The sequence below is a fragment of the Kribbella sp. ALI-6-A genome (assembly GCF_001984195.1).
Lineage (GTDB): Bacteria > Actinomycetota > Actinomycetes > Propionibacteriales > Kribbellaceae > Kribbella.
This window is the reverse complement of sequence record NZ_MTQN01000011.1, coordinates 72224-89985: the sequence shown is the minus strand read 5'-3', so window position 1 is coordinate 89985 and position 17762 is coordinate 72224. Positions and strand designations below refer to the sequence as shown.

Annotated in this window: 15 protein-coding genes; 8 read left to right on the top strand and 7 right to left on the bottom strand. The window is 70.9% G+C overall.

Going from position 1 to position 17762, the window contains the following annotated elements:
* Positions 1-169: 169 nt before the first annotated feature.
* The gene (sepH, locus tag BWI15_RS21010; protein ID WP_077016198.1) at positions 170-1855 is read right to left on the bottom strand and encodes a septation protein SepH; all 1686 of its coding nucleotides are present in this window, start codon (positions 1853-1855) and stop codon (positions 170-172) included.
* Between the two features lie 174 nt (positions 1856-2029).
* A complete protein-coding gene (gene pepN / locus BWI15_RS21005) occupies positions 2030-4492 on the bottom strand; it encodes an aminopeptidase N (RefSeq protein ID WP_077017161.1) in 2463 nt (820 codons plus the stop codon).
* A 49-nt stretch (positions 4493-4541) separates the two neighbouring features.
* Here pepN and BWI15_RS21000 point away from each other — a divergent pair, with 49 nt between their 5' ends.
* The 3 genes from BWI15_RS21000 (at position 4542) to BWI15_RS20990 (ending at position 6976) form a co-directional block, all read left to right on the top strand.
* Positions 4542-5486: an aldo/keto reductase gene (locus BWI15_RS21000; RefSeq protein WP_077016197.1), complete on the top strand. Its 945-nt coding sequence runs from the start codon at positions 4542-4544 to the stop codon at positions 5484-5486.
* A complete protein-coding gene (locus tag BWI15_RS20995) occupies positions 5483-6250 on the top strand; it encodes a YaaA family protein (RefSeq protein WP_077016196.1) in 768 nt (255 codons plus the stop codon). Before BWI15_RS21000 ends, BWI15_RS20995 begins: the two co-directional genes overlap by 4 nt.
* A gap of 105 nt (positions 6251-6355) precedes the next feature.
* A complete protein-coding gene (locus BWI15_RS20990; protein ID WP_077016195.1) occupies positions 6356-6976 on the top strand; it encodes an HNH endonuclease family protein in 621 nt (206 codons plus the stop codon).
* Between the two features lie 54 nt (positions 6977-7030).
* Here the strand turns inward: BWI15_RS20990 and BWI15_RS20985 are convergent, their stop codons facing one another.
* Positions 7031-7978 carry a LuxR C-terminal-related transcriptional regulator gene (locus BWI15_RS20985; protein WP_077016194.1) on the bottom strand — a complete coding sequence of 316 codons (948 nt, stop codon included), beginning with the start codon at positions 7976-7978 and terminating at the stop codon, positions 7031-7033.
* A 493-nt stretch (positions 7979-8471) separates the two neighbouring features.
* Here BWI15_RS20985 and BWI15_RS20980 point away from each other — a divergent pair, with 493 nt between their 5' ends.
* Positions 8472-9890, top strand: coding sequence for an APC family permease (locus tag BWI15_RS20980; protein WP_077017160.1), 1419 nt, complete (start codon positions 8472-8474; stop codon positions 9888-9890).
* A 72-nt stretch (positions 9891-9962) separates the two neighbouring features.
* Here BWI15_RS20980 and BWI15_RS20975 read toward each other — a convergent pair whose 3' ends face one another.
* Positions 9963-11165, bottom strand: a complete 1203-nt coding sequence (locus BWI15_RS20975) for a Cmx/CmrA family chloramphenicol efflux MFS transporter (RefSeq protein ID WP_077016193.1) — start codon at positions 11163-11165, stop codon at positions 9963-9965.
* 261 nt (positions 11166-11426) lie between these two features.
* On the opposite strand from BWI15_RS20975, the gene BWI15_RS20970 reads away from it, so the two are divergent.
* Positions 11427-12038, top strand: a complete 612-nt coding sequence (locus tag BWI15_RS20970) for a rhomboid family intramembrane serine protease (protein WP_083750916.1) — start codon at positions 11427-11429, stop codon at positions 12036-12038.
* Here BWI15_RS20970 and BWI15_RS20965 read toward each other — a convergent pair.
* Positions 12031-12951: a threonine/serine dehydratase gene (locus tag BWI15_RS20965; RefSeq protein ID WP_077016191.1), complete on the bottom strand. Its 921-nt coding sequence runs from the start codon at positions 12949-12951 to the stop codon at positions 12031-12033. The two genes, BWI15_RS20970 and BWI15_RS20965, sit on opposite strands and share 8 nt — an antisense overlap.
* A 93-nt stretch (positions 12952-13044) precedes the next feature.
* Between BWI15_RS20965 and BWI15_RS20960 the strand changes: the two genes are divergently transcribed.
* A complete protein-coding gene (locus tag BWI15_RS20960) occupies positions 13045-14925 on the top strand; it encodes a propionyl-CoA synthetase (protein WP_077016190.1) in 1881 nt (626 codons plus the stop codon).
* Here the strand turns inward: BWI15_RS20960 and BWI15_RS20955 are convergent.
* A complete protein-coding gene (locus BWI15_RS20955) occupies positions 14912-15706 on the bottom strand; it encodes an aminotransferase class IV family protein (RefSeq protein WP_077016189.1) in 795 nt (264 codons plus the stop codon). The genes BWI15_RS20960 and BWI15_RS20955 overlap by 14 nt on opposite strands.
* Before the next feature lie 52 nt (positions 15707-15758).
* Between BWI15_RS20955 and BWI15_RS20950 the strand changes: the two genes are divergently transcribed.
* Complete coding sequence (locus BWI15_RS20950; RefSeq protein WP_077016188.1) at positions 15759-16118, top strand: MerR family transcriptional regulator; 360 nt, start codon at positions 15759-15761, stop codon at positions 16116-16118.
* 131 nt (positions 16119-16249) lie between these two features.
* On the opposite strand, the gene BWI15_RS20945 is transcribed toward BWI15_RS20950, so the two are convergent.
* Complete coding sequence (locus tag BWI15_RS20945) at positions 16250-17044, bottom strand: alpha/beta fold hydrolase (RefSeq protein ID WP_083750915.1); 795 nt, start codon at positions 17042-17044, stop codon at positions 16250-16252.
* A 43-nt stretch (positions 17045-17087) separates the two neighbouring features.
* Between BWI15_RS20945 and BWI15_RS20940 the strand changes: the two genes are divergently transcribed.
* Positions 17088-17738, top strand: a complete 651-nt coding sequence (locus tag BWI15_RS20940; protein WP_077016187.1) for an SDR family oxidoreductase — start codon at positions 17088-17090, stop codon at positions 17736-17738.
* Positions 17739-17762: the final 24 nt, after the last annotated feature.

Genomic DNA, 17762 nt, shown 5'->3' with positions numbered 1-17762 from the left:
CAACAACAGCGACAACACAGCGAGATACGCATGCGGAGGATCATGACAGACCTCCGGGCCGGCTTCAAACACCGACCGCGATCTGAGACGACTGTCCGTGGCCGGTCAGCAGCACAGCGCCCCGCCGTCCCTTGGTGCGGACGGCGGGGCGCTGGTGTGAGCCTGTGCTTCAGTCGGCTTTCTTGCCGAACATGATCTCGTCCCAGCTGGGGACGCTGGCGCGCTTGGAGCCTCGGCGAGCCGGTTTCTTCTTCGGCTCCGGGGTGGGTTCGGCGGGCGCTTCAGCGTGCTCGCCGGGCTGAGGCGAGCCTGCTGATGTGGCGGCGCCGATCGCGGTGCCGTTGGTCGGCGGAGGGCCCGCTGCCGGGCGCGCCGGTGCGTCCGCGGCCGGCTGGGGAGCGCGAGCCGGCTGGTTGGGGGTCGGGAGGGTCGGTTGGCTGGGCCGGTTCTCCTGGGCGCCGCGGCGTGGATCGAACGGCCTCGGGATCGCGGGCCCCGCGGGCTGAGCGGGCTCGGGCCGCACTGCCGCCTGACGGGCTTCGGCTGGACGCTCGGTGTCACGAGGCTCGGCGGGCCGCTCGGGCTGACGAGGCTCGGCCGGCCGCTCGGGCTGACGGAGGTCGGCCGGGCGGTCGGGCTGACGGAGGTCGGCGGGGCGCTCGGAGGGACCCGGCTCGGTCTGCCGAGCCTCGGTCTGACGCTCAGGCGCGGGCGGCGGCGTACGGCGTTCGGTGAACGGGTTTTCGGGCGCGGCGGCGCGTTCCTCCGGGGGAGCCAGGGCGGCGGACTCCGTCGGCGGCTGGGCCGGGCGTTCGACCGCGCGCACGGTCGGCCGCAGGGTCGGCGGCGGCTCGGTCGGGATGTTGATCAGGGTCGGCTCTTCGTCGGCGGACGGCACGGAGTGCACGCGGCGCGGACCCCGGTCGACGTCGCGGCCGGTGAAGCTTTCGCGGACCGAGTCGTGGGCGAAGTCACGCCCGGCCGGTTCGCGGCCCGGCAGCTCCCGGCCGGAGTTGTCCCGCCCGGCCCCCTCGCGCGGGAACGGACGGTCCCTGACCGGCGACTGCGGGTCGCGCCCGAAGTCCCGGTCGATGTCCTGGCCGAAGTCCCGCGGGTTGTTGTCGCGGGCGTACTGCCGGGCACGGTTCAGGTTGACGGTGTCCTCGAAACCGGCCGCCTCGTAGCTGTCGGCGCCGTGGTCGGGGGCCAGCGACAGATCGATGTCGGCGACCGCGGTCAGCCGGCGTTCGGGCTGCTGCGGCGGCATCACCTGGGCCTGCTCGCCGACCAGCCAGCGCGCCTCGTCGTCGTCCGGTACGGCGTACCGCCCGGGAGCGTCGTAGGCGAACATGGCGACCTTCTCGTCGTCCTCGGCGACCGGGTACGACACCCGGACCGCCCACCGCCCGTCTTCGCGCCGCCAGGCGTCCCACTCGGCGGCACCGGGGTCCACGCCCCGGATCCGCAGCCGCTCGGTCACCCAGGCGCCGAGGTTGCGGGTGGGGGCGTCGCCGCCCCCGCGACGGCGGACGGAAGCCCGCTGGGCGAGGTTGGCCACGTGGTCGCGCTCGGCCAGGACCGGGCCGGCGAAGGCCATCACCCGTTCCATCGGCATCTGGGCGACGGCGGCCACCGCCTCGGGACTTTCGCCGGCGCGGATACGAGCCTGGATGTCTCGTGGGCGCAGCGCGCTCTCCATTTGAATCTCCAGCTGGCCGAGTCGGGCACGGTCGCCGCGCAGGGCCGCACGCAACCGGTCGTCGACCGGGACGGCGAACTCCTCACCCGTTTCGGCCACGGCCAGGACCAGCTTGGTGCCGTCCTGGCTCAGACCGACGAGCCTCGCCTCGCGCATTGCCTATGTTCTCCTGTGCGGTTCTCGACAGTCTCTCCCGTGACGTGCTGCCTGACCAAGACCGGCGCGCCGTGCCGGGCGGTCATTGTGGAGGTTACGTCACGAAATCACATCTTGCCTGCTCAGCAAGGTCCTTCTGGTCACACCAGTCACACTAGTCACAACCCGTAGTGATCATCCGACCGGGTACGCCGTACGCACCGCGAGGGCGCGCTGCAGATCGTCGGCCCGGTCACCCACCGACCTCCGGATTCCGGCCGCGACCGACTCGTCGGCGACCAGCCCGGCGGCCAGGTCGGCGGTGCGCTGCTCGACCGCGTAGACCGGGAACGCCAGCGTCGCCGCCCTGGCGATCACCCAGCCGGACCGCAGCTTCTCGGTCCCGGCGATCTCGGCGAAGAACCGGTCGACGTACGGCGCGGTCAGCTCGGTCTGCGACGGGTGCCAGAAGCCCTCGCACGCGGCGTACAGCTCGTAGTTCGAGACCTCGCCGTCGGTCATGATCTGGGCCCAGGCGCGGTCCTTGGCCTCGGCGGTCGGCAGCGCGGCGCGGCACCGGGTGGCGTGCACGACCCCTTCCGAGGAGGTGTCGCGAGCGAGCTCGGCGTCGATGCCGGCGTCGTCGATCGCGCCGAGCCGGGCGAGCTGCAGCGTGATCAGCCAGCGCAGGTCGGCGTCGACGGTGATGCCGTCCGGCACGTTCACGCTGTCGAGCCAGCCGCGCAGCAGCTCCGCGTCGGTGCTCGTGTGGATCGCCGCGCGCAGCACCATCAGCTGCACGCTGCTCCCGGCCTCGACCGACCGCACCCGCTCGGTCAGTACGGCGGACAACCGCGCCCGGTACTCCTCGTACGGCAGCGTGATGCCGAGCAGGTGCGTCCGCGCCCAGCCGACCATCGACCCGACCGCGATGTCGCTGGTCTCGGTCGCCAGCAGCGCGAGCACGGTCTCGAACCCGAGCCGCGGGTCGGCCTCGGCATCGCCGGTGGCGTCGCGCAGGCTGTTGAACACGACCGCCCGGGTCACGCCGTCCTCGATCTTCGGAACGACGTCGGCCAGCCGCGCGAGCGTCTCCGCGTCGAGCCGGATCTTGGCCCAGGTGTCGTCGCCGGCGTCCGGCACGATCACCGCGGCCGACGGGTCGAGCCGGACGTCGACCTGGTCGGCGTCCAGCAGCACCGGTACGGAGGCGAGTTGCGCGCCGGAGGCGTCGTACGCGCCGATGGTGAACTTGTGCGGGCGGTTCGCCGGGAACTGCGCCGGTGCCGTCCGCCGCAGCCGTACGCCGGTGGCGGTGCGCTCGGCGGCGATCGTGTCCAGGCCCGGCGTCCGCAGCCAGGCCTGCGCCCACTCGTCGAGCCCGACCGCGCCGGCCGCGGTCCACTTCGCGACCAGGTCGGCGAACGTCGCGTTGCCGAACTCGTTGTCCTTGATGTGCGCCCGGACGCCGGCCAGGAACACGTCGTCACCCAGGTAGGCGGCCAGCTGCTTCAGCACCGCGGCGCCCTTGGCGTACGAGATGCCGTCGAAGTCGTCCAGCGACGCGGCGGCGTCCTTGCCCGGGTCGGCGGCGACCGGGTGCGTCGAGCTGCGCTGATCGGCCTGCAGACCCCACCAGCGGCGGTCGAACGCGAAGTCGATCCAGTTGTCGGCGTACTTGGTCGCGGCGGTGGAGACCCGGTGCGCCATGTATTCGGCGAACGACTCGTTCAGCCACAGGTCGTTCCACCACTTCATCGTGACGGTGTCCCCGAACCACTGGTGGGCCATCTCGTGCACGATCGTCCGGGCCCGGTTCGACCGCTCGGAGTCGGTGGCGGTGGAGCGGAACACCATCGAGTCACGGAACGTCACGCAGCCCGGGTTCTCCATCGCGCCGGCGTTGAACTCTGGGACGAACGCCTGGTGGTACTCGCCGAACGGGTACCGGTAGCCGAACAGCCGGTGGAACTCGTCGAAGGCCTGCTTGGTGACCTCGAAGATGTCCTCGGCCTCGCGGTCCAGCGCGTCCTTCAGCGACTGCCGCGCGACGATGCCGAGCGGAATGCCGTCGTGGCTGTCCAGGAGCTGGTGGTAGGGACCTGCGACCAGCGTGACGAAGTACGTCGACAGTGGCTGGGTCTCGGCCAGCTCCCACCGGCCCGGCGCGACCTGCCGCGCGGCGCCGTTGCCGAGCACGATCCAGTCCTGCGGCGCGGTCACCTTCACCCGGTACGGCGCCTTGAGGTCGGGCTGGTCGAAGCAGGCGAAGATCCGCGGCGCGGCCTCGAGGAACGACATCGCGTACAGGTAGACCAGGCCGTCGGCCGCGTCGACACTGCGGTGCAGGCCCTCGCCGTCGTTGGAGTAGAGCATCGTGGCGACCACGACCAGCTCGTTGTCCGCGGTCAGGCCGGTCAGCTCGAGCCGTCCGTCGTTCAGGCCGGCGACGTCGACCGGCGTGCCGTTCAGGGTCACCGAGATCAGCTCGTCGGGCCGGACGTCCAGCCAGCTGTGCTGCTCGGCCGCGCTGAACGTGATCCGGGTGGTGGACCCGAACACGCGGTCGCCGCGGGTCAGGTCGAGGTCGACGTCGTAGCTGTGAACGGTGAGTGCGGCCGCCCGGGTGAGGGCGCCGTCGACTGTGAGACTCGGCATGATCGGCACTCTATGCCGACGCACCCAGCGCCATCGATAGGGTTTGCCCATGACCGAGATGGAGTATCGCCAGTTAGGTGACTCCGGCCTGACCGTGAGCGTGGTCGGACTGGGCTGCAACAACTTCGGCGGCCGGATCGACGCCGAGCAGGCCAAGGCGGTGGTCACCGCGGCGGTGGACGCCGGGATCACGCTGTTCGACACCGCCGACGTGTACCGCGGCGAGCTCGGCTCGAGTGAGCAGATCCTCGGGGAGGCGCTCGGGTCGCGTCGCGACGAGGTGGTGATCGCCACCAAGTTCGGCGGCGACATGAAGGGCGGCAACGGGCCGGACTGGGGCGTGCGCGGCTCCCGGCGCTACATCCGCAAGGCGGTCGAGGCGAGCCTGCGCCGGCTCGGCACCGACTGGATCGACCTCTACCAGCTGCACGTGCCGGACCCGGTCACCCCGATCGAGGAGACCCTGGCCGCACTGTCCGATCTCGTTGCCGAGGGCAAGGTTCGCTACATCGGCAGCTCGCAGTTCGCCGGCTGGCAGGTGGTCGACGCCGACTGGGCCGCGCGGACCAACGGCACCGAGCACTTCATCAGCGCGCAGAACAAGTACTCCCTGCTCGACCGCGACGCCGAGGACGAGCTGGTCCCGGCCTGCGAGCACCTGGGGATCGGGATCCTGCCGTTCTTCCCGCTGGAGTCCGGGCTGCTCACCGGCAAGTACCGGCGCGGTGCCGACGCTCCCGAGGGCACCCGGCTGGCCAAGATGCCGGAGCGGCTCGCCCGGGCCGACTTCGACAAGATCGAGGCGCTGGAAACCTTCGCCGCCGAACGCGACCTGTCCCTGCTCGACGTCGCGATCGGTGGACTGGCGGCCCAGCCCGCGGTCAGCTCGGTGATCGCGGGCGCGACCCGGCCGGAGCAGATCGCTCAAAACGTCGCGGCGGGGTCGTGGGAGCCGACCGCGGAGGACCTGGCCATCCTGGACGAGCTGACGTGACCCTGATTCTCCTCCCACCTTCGGAGGGCAAGACCGGTCGCACTCGCGGCCGGTCGGTGGACCTGGACACGCTGTCGTTCCCCGAGCTCAATCCGACGCGCGAGACCGTGCTCGACACGCTGGCGAAGGTGTCGGCGAGCAGTGACGCGTTCGGCGTACTGGGGGTTGGGCCGTCGCTGGCGCACGAGGTCGAGCGCAACATCAACTGGCGCTCCGAGCCGGCGGTTCCCGCGTCGGAGCTGTACTCCGGCGTCCTGTACGACGCGCTCGGTTACGCCACCTTGCCGCCGGGGTCGAAGCGTCGCGCGAACAGCCGGCTCCTGGTCGTGTCAGGGGCCTGGGGCGCGCTGCGGATGACCGACCGCGTTCCGCCGTACCGGCTGTCGATGGGTACGACGCTGCCGGGGCTCGGGCAGCTCGCGTCGGTCTGGCGTGGTCCGCTGCGGACGACGCTCGACGCGGCGGTCGGGAAGAGCGTCATCGTCGACTGCCGTTCCTCGACGTACGCCGCGGCCTGGCGCCCGTCCGAGGAGTTGGCCGCGAAATGGGTCGCGGTGTCGGTGGTGCGCGAGCGGGCCGGTGTGCGCTCGGTGGTGTCGCACAACGCGAAGCACACCCGCGGCCTGGTCGCGCGGTTCCTGCTGGAGTCGGGCAAGGATCCCGGGACGCCGAAGGCGCTGCACAAGCTGATCGCCGAACAGTGGCACGCCGAGCTGGACCGGACCGGCGCCGGCTGGACGCTGACGGTCGTCGAGCACGACTGATTCACCGAGCCTTCATCGCCGAGTGGTTTTCCGGCGGTCGTGTCCGGGGAAGGCTTGGGTCAGCTCGTCAGGGGGGACCCGCCCGACCCTCGGAGGACCTGACCGATGCGACGCCTGCTCACCTTCGCCACCGCCGTGGCCACCACCTGGATCATCGGCGCCGGAACCGCACTCGCCTATCCACCCGACCCGCCGGCCGCCAGTACGGCGGCGAGCCAGCTGGCCACGCTGACCGTCAAGGCCGAGGGCTCCACCACGGGCTACAGCCGGGACCTGTTCCCGCACTGGAGCACCGTGTCCGGCACCTGCGACACCCGCGACGAGGTGCTCAAGCGTGACGGCACCGGCGTGACCGTCGACGCCAACTGCGAACCGACCGCCGGCCGCTGGTACAGCGTGTACGACGCGACGTACCTGACCGACGACTCCGCGGTCGACATCGACCACATCGTCCCGCTCGCCGAGGCCTGGAAGTCCGGCGCGAACACCTGGACGACGGCTCGGCGGCAGCAGTTCGCCAACGACCGGACCATCGCGCAGCTGATCGCGGTGTCGGCGTCGAGCAACCGCTCGAAGGGCGACAAGGACCCCGCGTCGTGGAAACCGACCAACACCTCGGTGCACTGCATCTACGCGCGCGAGTGGATCTGGGTGAAGTACACCTACAAGCTGGCCCTGCAGTCGGCGGAGAAGACCGCGCTCCAGCAGATGCTCAACGCCTGCTGACCCTTCTCGCAGCGTCCGAAGAACCCGAGGCAATAGCCTCGGGTTCTTCGGACGCTAGGTGTCGGGGTCGAGCAGTCCGCGGCGCTGGGCGTGGATGCCGGCCTGGAAGCGGGTCCGGGCGCCGAGCGTCTCCATCAGCTCGGCGACCCGGCGCCCGACCGTGCGGCTGCTCAGCGCGAGTTGCCGGGCGATCGCGTCGTCCTTGAAGCCGGCCGCCAGCAACGTCATCAGCCGCGCGTCGAGCGGATCGCGCGCGGCCGGTGCCATCGGCGCGGCCTGGTCCCACAGCAGCGAGAACATCTCGATCAACGCATCCAGCAGCGCGCACGGATGCACCACCAGCCCGCTGTCGACCAACTGGTCCACCGACAACGGCAGCAACGCGGCCGTCGAGTCGAAGATCGCCAGCTTCATCGGTACCTGCGGATGCACTCGTGAGGTCTCACCGGCGTCGGCCGCGCTGTAGGCCTCGTCGACGCCGCCGACCTCCAGCGAGTCGGGGGAGTAGATGCCGCGCACGGTGACCCCGGCGCTGAGCAGGCTGCGAACCGTGGTGTCGGACTGTTCGACCGCCGCGGCGTACGGCGGCCGATCGAGCACCAGCAACTGCTCCTTGGTCTGGTTCAGCAGCTGGGCGAACCGCGCCGCGATCGCCTCCTGCCCGACGATCACCTCGACCAGGTTCTCCGGCCGGTACTGCTCCTGGGCGCGCAGCTCCGACAACAGCTCGCGCGCCTCGGCCCTGACCCGGTCGAGCTCGGCCCGGCGTACGGCGACCAGGGCATCGACGGCGACGTCGGGCCTGGTCGGCAGGAGGCGTGGCGGGTCGTCGGAGGTCGTGGTGAGCAGGCCGAGCTCCTCCAGCCGGCCGACCGTGGCAAGCAGGTCGCCGGGGGAGCGTCCGAGGCGCTGGGCGAGGTCGTGCACGCTGCAGCCGGGCAACGACAACAGCGCCCGGTAGGCGGCTTCGTCGTCGGCGGACACTCCGACGGACTCGAGCATGCGGTCTCCTGGCCAGTAGTGGACAAGTCCGGCCTGCGTCACGCTATCGCCTGGTGCGGGCCGTCCTGGATTGGATACCACTGACCAAGACCTCGCCCCGGACGCGGTAGGAGGGCGTCCTACCTGGGTAAAACGTGGTCAGTTCGAGCTGTTGGTTCCGGCCGGGGCAAGGGCAGCATCGGCCGGACCGGGTCGAACGCGTCCAGCGGGGTCGTACCGCCGGGCGCGGGGGACCGGGCAGGGGACGCCTGGTCAAGCCTCAACCCCGCGCCCGGCCTTCCTCACCCAGCAGCACTGCCTCACCCAGCAGGCACTGCCTTACCGAGCAGGTACCTGCCGGGCGAGCGTGTCCGGAAGCGCGCCGGTCGATCCGGTGGGACGATGAGTCGACGGTGCACCAGCCGGCGTGATGGTCTGTTCGGATCACGTCGAAGATCTGTCCCGGTGCGCCGCGGCTGTGATCGACCGCAGCCCAGCGATCCAGGGAGGCGAGATGAGCGAGAGCACCAGTGCGGCGACGACCGAGGCCGTACCGGACCGGCCCGAGCTGAAGCGGGTGATGGGCCCCGGGCTGCTGCTGCTGTTCGTGGTCGGAGACATCCTCGGCACCGGCGTGTACGCGCTGACCGGCAAGGTCGCGGGCGAGGTCGGCGGCGCGGTCTGGCTGCCGTTCCTGTGCGCGTTCGTCGTCGCGCTGCTGACGGCCACCAGTTATCTGGAGCTCGTCACGAAGTACCCGAAGGCCGGTGGCGCCGCGGTCTACACGCACAAGGCGTTCGGCGTGCACTTCCTGACCTTCCTGCTCACGTTCGCGGTGATGTGCTCGGGCCTGACCTCGGCCTCGAGCGCGTCGAAGGCGTTCGCGGCGAACTTCTTCTCCGCGGTCGACATCGATCCCGACCGCGGCAGCCTGCTGACGATCACCGCGCTGGCCTTCATGACGTTGATTGCCGTGGTCAACCTTCGCGGCGTCGGCGAGAGCGTCAAGGCGAACGTCGTGCTGACCTGTGTGGAGCTGTCCGGTCTGCTGATCGTGATCGCGGTCGGCGCGTGGGCGATCGCCGGCGGCAACGGCGACACCTCGCGGCTGACCGAGTTCCACACGCCCGAGGGCGATACCGCGTTCGGTGCGGTGACCGCGGCGACCGCGCTGGCGTTCTTCGCGATGGTCGGTTTCGAGGACTCGGTGAACATGGCCGAGGAGACCAAGGACCCGGTCCGGATCTTCCCGAAGATCATGCTGATCGGCCTGTGTGTCACCGGGGTGATCTACGTACTGGTCGCGATCTCCGCGGTCACGCTGGTCTCGCCGGAGGACCTGAACGAGGGCTCCACCCCATTGCTGAAGGTGATCCAGGCCGGCGCGCCGAGTTTCCCGCTCGAGATCTTCGCCTGGATCACGATGTTCGCGGTGGCCAACTCGGCGCTGATCAACATGCTGATGGCCAGCCGGCTGCTCTACGGCATGTCGCACGAGAAGGTTTTGCCCGGTCCGCTCGGCCGGGTCCTGCACCGGCGCCGTACGCCGTGGGTGGCGATCCTGTTCACCACGCTGCTGGCGTTCTTCCTGATCGGGTTCGCCGACCTGGCCGCACTCGGCGGTACGACGGCGTTCCTGCTGCTGTGCGTGTTCGCGATCGTCAACGTGGCCGTGCTGGTGCTGCGCCGCGACCCGGTCGAGCACAAGCACTTCAACGCGCCGACCGCGCTGCCGGTGCTCGGCGCGATCCTGTGCGTCTACCTGGCCAGCCCGCTGTCCGGGCGGGCCGGTGACGACTACAAGATCGCCGGCTGGCTGATGGTGGTCGGTGTCGGTCTGTGGGCGCTGACCTGGGTGCTGAACAAGTACGTGTTCCACCGCAAGGCGGACTTCGACCCGTCGCACATCGACCCCAGCGGTCCGGTCAACTGATCCTTCGGCGACACACGACGCGGGCCCTCGCTCCTCGACCTGAGGCGCGGGGGCCCGCTGCTGTCCGTGGGATCAGCCGGGAAGGTGAGTCGCCTGGCGGGCCCGGCCACCGGCACCCGGACGGATCGCCCGCAGCGGCAGCAGCGCCGCCAGGACGACGGTGCTGAGGGCAACGATGCCGAGCCCGACCGCGATCCAGCCCAGCGACGGGTAACCGGCGCCGGCGTCGATCGCGCGCCCGCCGAGCCACGGGCCGACGGTGATACCGACGTTGAAGGCGGAGAAGTTCACCGCGGTCGCCAGCGTCGGGGCGCGTTCGGCGAGGCTGAAGACGCGGGCGTTGAGCGCCGGGTTGACCGCGAAGCCGAAGCCGCCGAGCAGGAACACCGCCGCGATCGCGATCACCGGCTGGTCGGCCCGCAGCGCGAGCACGGCCGACATCACGACCACGCCGGTGATGCCGAACAGCAGCGTCCGGAACGGCGTCGCGTCGGCGGTGCGGCCGCCGATCGTGATGCCGATCAGCGAGCCCACGCCGTACAGGGCGAGCACGGCGGGGATGGCGCCGGGCGGCAGACCGGTGTCGTCGGTGAGCAGGGGAGCGAGGTAGCTGAACACGACCAGGATCGCGGCCGTGACCAGCGCGGTCGTCGCGTACGACAGCCACAGCCGCGGGTTGAGCATCGCGCGCAGCTCGGCGTCGAGGCGGGGTGAGCTGTCCGGGTCGGGCCGGCCGCCGGGGATCGTGCGCAGGACGCCGATCATGGCCAGCGACGACATCAGGGCGACAGCCCAGAACGCCGCGCGCCAGCCGAAGTTCTGGCCGATCACCGTGCCGGCCGGCAGCCCGATGATGGTGGCGATGGTCAGACCGCCGGTGACCACGCTCATCGCCTTCGCGCGGCGGCCGGGCGCGACCAGGCCGACCGCGGTGACGGCGGCGACGGCCCAGAAGCCGGCGTACACGAACGCTCCGACGATCCGGGTCGCGAGCAGGACGCCGTAGTTGGGGGTGAGGGCGCCGGCGACGTGGGTGAGCGCGAAGATCGCGAGGAACACCAGCAGCGCGGTGCGGCGCGGCCAGCGCAGGGTGACCACGGCGAGCACCGGGGCGCCGACCAGCATGCCGACGGCGAAGGCCGAGATGAGCAGGCCGGCCTGGGGAATCGTGACGTCGAGATCGCCGGCCAGTTCGGGCAGCAGGCCGGCGAGCATCAGCTCCGAGGTGCCTTGGGCGAAGATCGCGAGCCCGATGATGTAGACGGCGAGCGGCATCGCGATCCTCCTCAGGGACGGCATGGGCGGACGGGCCCGGCGATCGATCGGGGACAGCGCACCGACGGTGCGGTCGTACCGGGGCCCCCACCCCATCGCGCACAGCGACTTACGAGTTGCACATCGTGACACACTTTGCGGGCCGTCGGCGCCCCGGTGTCCGCGATGTGGTGAAGCTAACCCCGAGCATCGTCGCGTCCGGCACCGACGGAAACGCGGCGCCGGAGGGTGCGGCTTGGGTGGATCGGGCATGGTGGTGACATGAGCTACCCGAGCCCAGCGCGCCGGCCGAAGCCGGTGGTGGACGCCGCCCGGATCGGCGGCGGTGTGAAGTTGCTGGCCGTCCTGGTCGGCCTGATGTGGGTCAGCGAGATCGTCGACACCGCGTTGCACGGCGAACTCGACCGCTACGGCATCGTCGCCCGCAACCCCGAGGGCCTGATCGGCATCGTCACCGCGCCGTTCCTGCATCTGGGGTTCGGCCACCTGATCTCGAACACGCTGCCGTTGCTCACGCTGGGCGCGCTGATCGCGATCTCCGGCGCGGCCCGGCTGCTCTCGGTCACCGCGATCGTCACCGCCGTCGGCGGCCTGGGCACGTGGCTGATCTCGCCGTCGTACACGATCACCATCGGTGCCAGCGGGCTCGTGTTCGGGTACGCGGCGTACCTGATCGCGCGGGGCGTGTTCAACCGCCGGATCGGTCAGGTGCTGATCGGCGTGGTCGTCGTCCTGGTCTGGGGGAGCGCTCTCCTCGGTGGTCTGCTGCCCCAGGACGGCATCTCGTGGCAAGGCCACCTCTTCGGTGCCATCGCCGGCGTACTGGCTGCCTGGTTCCTGACCGACGAGCGGCGCCCGGCCAAACTCAAATAAGAGTGCCGGGGTCTGTGTTGGCTCCGCAGATGACCACGACGACCCGCTCGGCCGTCGCCGGCTTGTAGACACCCGAGGTCAGCGCCGCGTAGCCGGTCGCGGCGCCGTGCTCGACCGCGAGGCGGTACTCGCGCCACAGTTCTTCGCGAGCCGCCACGATCGCGGCGTCGGCGACCAGCAGCGACTCGACGCCCTGCTCCCCGGCGACCTGGAACGCGATCTCACCGATCCGGCGAGCGCCCAGCGAGTCGGCAGCCACGCCACCGACCTGTACGTCGACCGGTCGCCCGGCTTCGAGCGCGCGCGTCAGTGTCGGCGCCAACTCCGGCTCGACGCCGACCACCTTCGCGCGGTCGCCGATCGCGGCCGCGATGCCCGCGACGAGACCGCCGCCTCCGACGGCCACCAGCACGGTGTCGAACCGGTCGATCTCTTCGAGCAGCTCGAGTCCCAGCGTTCCCTGTCCGGCGACGACCTCCGGCTGGTCGTAGGCGTGCGCGAACAACGCGCCCGACTCCTCGCTCGCCACGAGCGCCGCCGCGTAGGCCTCGGCGTACTCGGTGCCGACCTGGACGACGTCCGCGTCGAGCGTTCGCAACCGCGCGACCTTGGCCGCGGGAGCGCTCTCCGGCACGAAGATCCGGGCCGGTACGCCGAGCTCGCGGGCGGCGTACGCGACGGCCAGGCCCGCGTTGCCGCCGGACGCGGTGACGGCGCCGACGCCGGTCAGCGAGCCGTCCTCCTTCGCGGCCAGCAACCGGTTGAACATCCCGCGCGGCTTGAACGACCCGACGTGCTGCAGCAGTTCCAGCTTGAACGTCATCGTCGCGGACACCCGCAGCACCGGTGTCCGCCGTACCCGACCGGAGATCCGAACCGCCGCTTCCTCGACCTGCTCCCGCGTCACCGTCACAACGCCCACCTTGCCACGCCACGGCCAAGGGCCTGTTGCCACCCGCACCGATAGGTAAGACTGCGAATGACTCCGACACCTGGGAGGCACGTGATGGGTGCGTACGACGACAGCTACCGCCGCAGCCTGGCCGATCCGGAAGGGTTCTGGCTGGACGCCGCCGAAGCGATCAGTTGGTCGCGGCCACCCACGCGGGCGCTCGACGACTCCGCCGCACCGATCTACCGCTGGTTCCCCGACGGCGAGCTCAACACGGCGTACAACGCGCTCGACCGGCACGTCGAGGGCGGGCACGGCGCCCGGACGGCGCTGGTCTACGACTCCCCGGTGACCGACACCAAGCGCAGCTACACCTACGCCGAACTGCGCGACGAGGTCGCCGTCTTCGCCGGTGCCTTGCGGTCGCTCGGTGTCGGCAAGGGCGATCGGGTGATCGTGTACCTGCCGATGATTCCCGAGGCCGTCATCACGATGCTCGCCTGCGCGCGGCTCGGGGCGGTCCACTCGGTGGTGTTCGGTGGCTTCGCGCCGCGTGAGCTGGCGGCGCGGATCGACGACGCGACGCCGAAGGTGATCGTCGCCGCCTCCTGCGGCATCGAGCCGAACCGGATCGTGGAGTACCTGCCGATCATCTCCGAGGCGCTCGCGCTGTCCACCCACCAGCCCGAGCACACCGTCGTCGTACAGCGTGAGATCGCGCCCGGGAAACTCGGAGGGCGCGATCTCGACTGGAACACGCTGGTCGCCGGCGCGGAGCCGGCCGATCCGGTGCCGGTCGCCGCGACCGATCCGCTCTACGTGCTCTACACCTCGGGAACGACCGGAAAGCCGAAGGGCGTCGTCCGGGACAACGGTGGTCACGCGGTCGCGCTGGCCTGGTCGATGGGCGCCGTCTACGACATCGGGCCGGGCGACGTGTGGTGGACCGCCTCCGACGTCGGCTGGGTGGTCGGCCACTCCTACATCGTCTACGCGCCGCTGCTGATCGGCGCGACCACGATCCTGTACGAGGGCAAGCCGGTCGGCACGCCCGACGCGGGCGCGTTCTGGCGCGTGATCTCGCAGCATCACGCGAAAGCGCTCTTCACCGCTCCGACCGCGTTGCGGGCGATCAAGAAGGTCGACCCGGACGGCGGGGAGCTGACCAAGTACGACCTGAGCGGCAGTTTCCGGAGCTTGTTCCTGGCCGGCGAGCGGCTGGACCCGGAGACCTATCACTGGGCGCACGACCATCTCGGCGTACCGGTCGTCGACCACTGGTGGCAGACCGAAACCGGGTGGCCGATCGTCGCCAACCCGCGCGGGCTCGAACCGATGCCCGCCAAGCCCGGATCGGCGACCGTGCCGCTGCCGGGCTGGGACGTCCGGATCCTCGACGCCGACGGATCGGAGCTGCCGGCCGGCGAGGAAGGCTCGATCGCGATCCGGCTGCCGCTGCCTCCGGGCGCGCTGCCGACGTTGTGGGGCGACGACCAGCGCTACATCGACAACTACCTGAGCCGTTTCGACGGCCACTACCTGACCGGCGACTCCGGCTACATCGATGCCGACGGCTACGTTTTCGTGATGGGCCGCACCGACGACGTGATCAACGTCGCCGGGCACCGTCTGTCGACCGGCAGCATGGAAGCGGTGCTGGCCGCCCACCCTGCCGTCGCCGAGTGCGCCGTGATCGGCGTCCACGACGACCTCAAGGGCCAGCTGCCGCGTGGGCTGGTGGTGCTGAAGGCCGGCGTGGACATCGCCGAGGAGACGCTGCGCGACGAGCTGGTCGCCGCCGTACGGCGGGAGATCGGCCCGGTCGCGGCGTTCCGTGATGTCTCGATCGTGGAGGCCCTGCCGAAGACCCGCTCCGGCAAGATCCTGCGCAAGACCATGCGCAACATCGCCGACGGGCGGCCCGAGGCGGTCCCGTCGACGATCGAGGACGCCACGGTGCTGGACAGCTTGCGGCCGATCCTCAGAAGTCAGTGAGCGGTTCCTCGGCGTAGGCCTGGTGCAGGAGGTCGGCGAAGGCGGGCGACGAGGGGAACTCGACCGAGCCGATCCGGCTGACCGGGACGCCTGGCGACCAGGAGTTCATCACGACAGCACCGGCGTACGGCGCCTCGCTGTTCGCGAGCGTGGAGAGCGTGATCTCCGTGGCTCGCTGAGGGACCGTCAGCCGGCGGCGGACGATCGACATGGTCGTGCCCAGCAGCATCGGGGCGTCGGGCCACACGACGCTGGTGCCGTCCCAGAACGCGAGGTTCCAGATCGTGGCTTCGGTGAGGCGGCCGTTGCGGTCGACGAAGGCCGCGTCGTCGTACCCGTCGCGGACGGCCTGGCGCAGGGCGTAGGTCTTCGCGGATTCGCCGGTGTGCTTCAGGGCCGGCAGGAATCGTTCGTGCTCGACGACGGCGAGGGCGAGCGGACCTGACGGGCCGGACGACGGTGGGCCGGTGCGAATCAGGAGTTCGGGCTGCGCGGCGGCGGCGGTGAACTCGCCGGTCGAGGAGAAGACCGTGGCCACCAGCGAGACGTCCTCGGGTCCGGCCGCGACGGCCGTGCGAAGGTGGTCGCGGATCTGTTCGTCGGGCAGCGCCTGGCCGTAGAGCTCGAGCGACGCGTTGCGCAGCCGGTCGAGGTGGAGGTCGAGGCCGCGGACCTGGCGGCCGCGCACCTGCATCGCGGTGAAATGCGCGTAGCCGGCGAAGGCCAGTGGTGCGAGGTCGTCGGCCGGGCGGCCGTTACGGTGGACGGCGTACGTGGTCATGCGACGACGCTAAAGGCTGACACTGGTTGGAAGGTCAAGGGAGGTTGGGCACGTGCTGATCGGCGAGCTGTCCCGACGCACCGGCGTGAACCCGCGCCTGCTCCGGTACTACGAGGCGCAAGGTCTGCTCAGCGCCGACCGCGCTCCCAACGGGTACCGCGAGTACGCCGACGACTCCGAGCTCACCGTGCGCAAGATCCGGATCCTGCTCGACGCCGGGCTGAGCACCGAGGTGATTCGCCGCGTCCTGCCCTGTACGCGCGAGATCCGGGACAACGAGACCGTCTTCGACTGGTGCCAGAGCCTGCGCGAGCTGCTCGACCACGAACTCGCCGCCATGGACCGGCAGCTGGACAGCCTGCAGCGCACCCGCGACACACTCGCCTGCTACCTCGGCCAGCGGCAGACCTGACCTCCCGGGTCGGGCGACGCGTTCAGCCAGATCACCGCGCGGCAGTGCGCTCGGGCGTGCCCCGGCCCCGGCGACGCGCTCGGCCGGATCGCCGCGGGCAGCGCTCTCTTGCGTGCCCCGCCCCGGAACGCTCAGCCTGTGGCGAGGAAGTCCGTGACCAGCGGGCTCGCCGTGGCGCGGAACTCGTGGAAGTACGCATGCCGAGCGCCGTCCAACAGCTCCGCCCGGGCGTCCGGGATCCGCTCGGCGAGCAGTTGCGCGTTGGCCGCCGGGCTGAAGACGTCGTCGGTCCCGTGCAGCACCAGCGTCGGCGCCTGGATCGTGTCCAGGCCGTCCCAGGCGTCATGGTTGTTGCTGGCCACCAAATGCCGCCCCTTCGCGTACGTCGGCATCGTCGCGTCGCCGAGCACCGGGTACGGCCCGGGATGACGCGCGACCCACTGCGGCGTGTACATCAGCTCGGTCAGTACGGCGTCGCGCGCCGCCTGATCCCGGACCGAGAGCGCTCTCCGGATTTCCTGGCTTCTCTCGAACCCGTGCGACCGGCCCGGCGACGTACATCCGAGCACCAGCCGGCGGACCCGCTCCGGATGCAGGATCGCCAGCCACTGCGCGACCCGGCCACCCATCGACGTGCCGTACACGTCGACCTGTTCCAGCTCGAGCGCGTCGAGCACCGCGACGGCGTCCTCCGCGAAGCCCGGCGTGCTGTAGACCTCGTCCGGCTTGTCGCTCGCGCCGGTGCCGCGGTAGTCCAGCGTGATCGTCGTCCGGCCGGTCTCGAAGTCGGCGCGAACGGGATCCCACCAGTGGTGGTTGTTCGACTGCCCCGCGAGCAGCAGCAGCGCAGGTCCGTTGCCTGCGGCGCCTACCTCGCCACCCAACTGGTAGGCGATCCGGCATCCGTCGGCGGCGATCGCGAACATGGGGACAGTCTGCCGCCCTGGGGTGAAGGGTTAGGCTCCAGGTATGCGAGTCGTGATAGCGGGTGGACACGGACAGATCGCGCTGCGCCTGACGCGGATCCTCGCCGACGGCGGTCACCAGGTCGTCGGCCTGGTCCGCAATCCGGCGCACGAGGCGGACGTCACCGCGGCCGGCGGACAGATCGCCGTGCTGGATCTCGAGCAGGCCGGCGTCGACGAGGTCGCCGAGGTCCTGAGCGGCGCGGACGTCGCGATCTTCGCCGCCGGGGCGGGACCGGGCAGCGGCAACGCGCGCAAGGACACCGTCGACCGGGGCGCGGCCGCGCTGTTCGCCGAGGCCTCCGAGCGGGCCGGCGTACGGCGGCACCTGCAGGTCAGCTCGATGGGTGTCGACAAGATCGACGGCCTGGACCCGGAGGCGACCTTCACCGTCTACCTGAAGGCGAAGCTTGCCGCCGAGGACGATCTGCGCTCGCGCGACCTGGACTGGACCGTGCTGCGTCCCGGCCGCCTCACCGACGAGCCGGCCACGGGCCGCGTCCTGCTCGCGGACCACACCGGCAACGGCGCGGTCAGCCGCGACGACGTCGCCGCGGTGCTGGCCGGCCTGTGCGACACCCCGGCCGCGATCGGCCGGACCCTCGAGCTGATCGCCGGCGACACCCCCGTCGCCGACGCGCTGAACCACCTCTGACGTTGCCACCGGCAACAGATTGCG

Excerpts from the sequence above, each read along its gene's own strand:
- sepH (WP_077016198.1), bottom strand. The coding sequence starts at position 1,855 with ATGCGCGAGGCGAGGCTCGTCGGTCTGAGCCAGGACGGCACCAAGCTG.
- pepN (WP_077017161.1), bottom strand. The coding sequence starts at position 4,492 with ATGCCGAGTCTCACAGTCGACGGCGCCCTCACCCGGGCGGCCGCACTC.
- BWI15_RS21000 (WP_077016197.1), top strand. The coding sequence starts at position 4,542 with ATGACCGAGATGGAGTATCGCCAGTTAGGTGACTCCGGCCTGACCGTG.
- BWI15_RS20990 (WP_077016195.1), top strand. The coding sequence starts at position 6,356 with ATGCGACGCCTGCTCACCTTCGCCACCGCCGTGGCCACCACCTGGATC.
- BWI15_RS20985 (WP_077016194.1), bottom strand. The coding sequence starts at position 7,978 with ATGCTCGAGTCCGTCGGAGTGTCCGCCGACGACGAAGCCGCCTACCGG.
- BWI15_RS20980 (WP_077017160.1), top strand. The coding sequence starts at position 8,472 with ATGAGCGAGAGCACCAGTGCGGCGACGACCGAGGCCGTACCGGACCGG.
- BWI15_RS20975 (WP_077016193.1), bottom strand. The coding sequence starts at position 11,165 with ATGCCGCTCGCCGTCTACATCATCGGGCTCGCGATCTTCGCCCAAGGC.
- BWI15_RS20970 (WP_083750916.1), top strand. The coding sequence starts at position 11,427 with ATGAGCTACCCGAGCCCAGCGCGCCGGCCGAAGCCGGTGGTGGACGCC.
- BWI15_RS20960 (WP_077016190.1), top strand. The coding sequence starts at position 13,045 with ATGGGTGCGTACGACGACAGCTACCGCCGCAGCCTGGCCGATCCGGAA.
- BWI15_RS20955 (WP_077016189.1), bottom strand. The coding sequence starts at position 15,706 with ATGACCACGTACGCCGTCCACCGTAACGGCCGCCCGGCCGACGACCTC.
- BWI15_RS20945 (WP_083750915.1), bottom strand. The coding sequence starts at position 17,044 with ATGTTCGCGATCGCCGCCGACGGATGCCGGATCGCCTACCAGTTGGGT.
- BWI15_RS20940 (WP_077016187.1), top strand. The coding sequence starts at position 17,088 with ATGCGAGTCGTGATAGCGGGTGGACACGGACAGATCGCGCTGCGCCTG.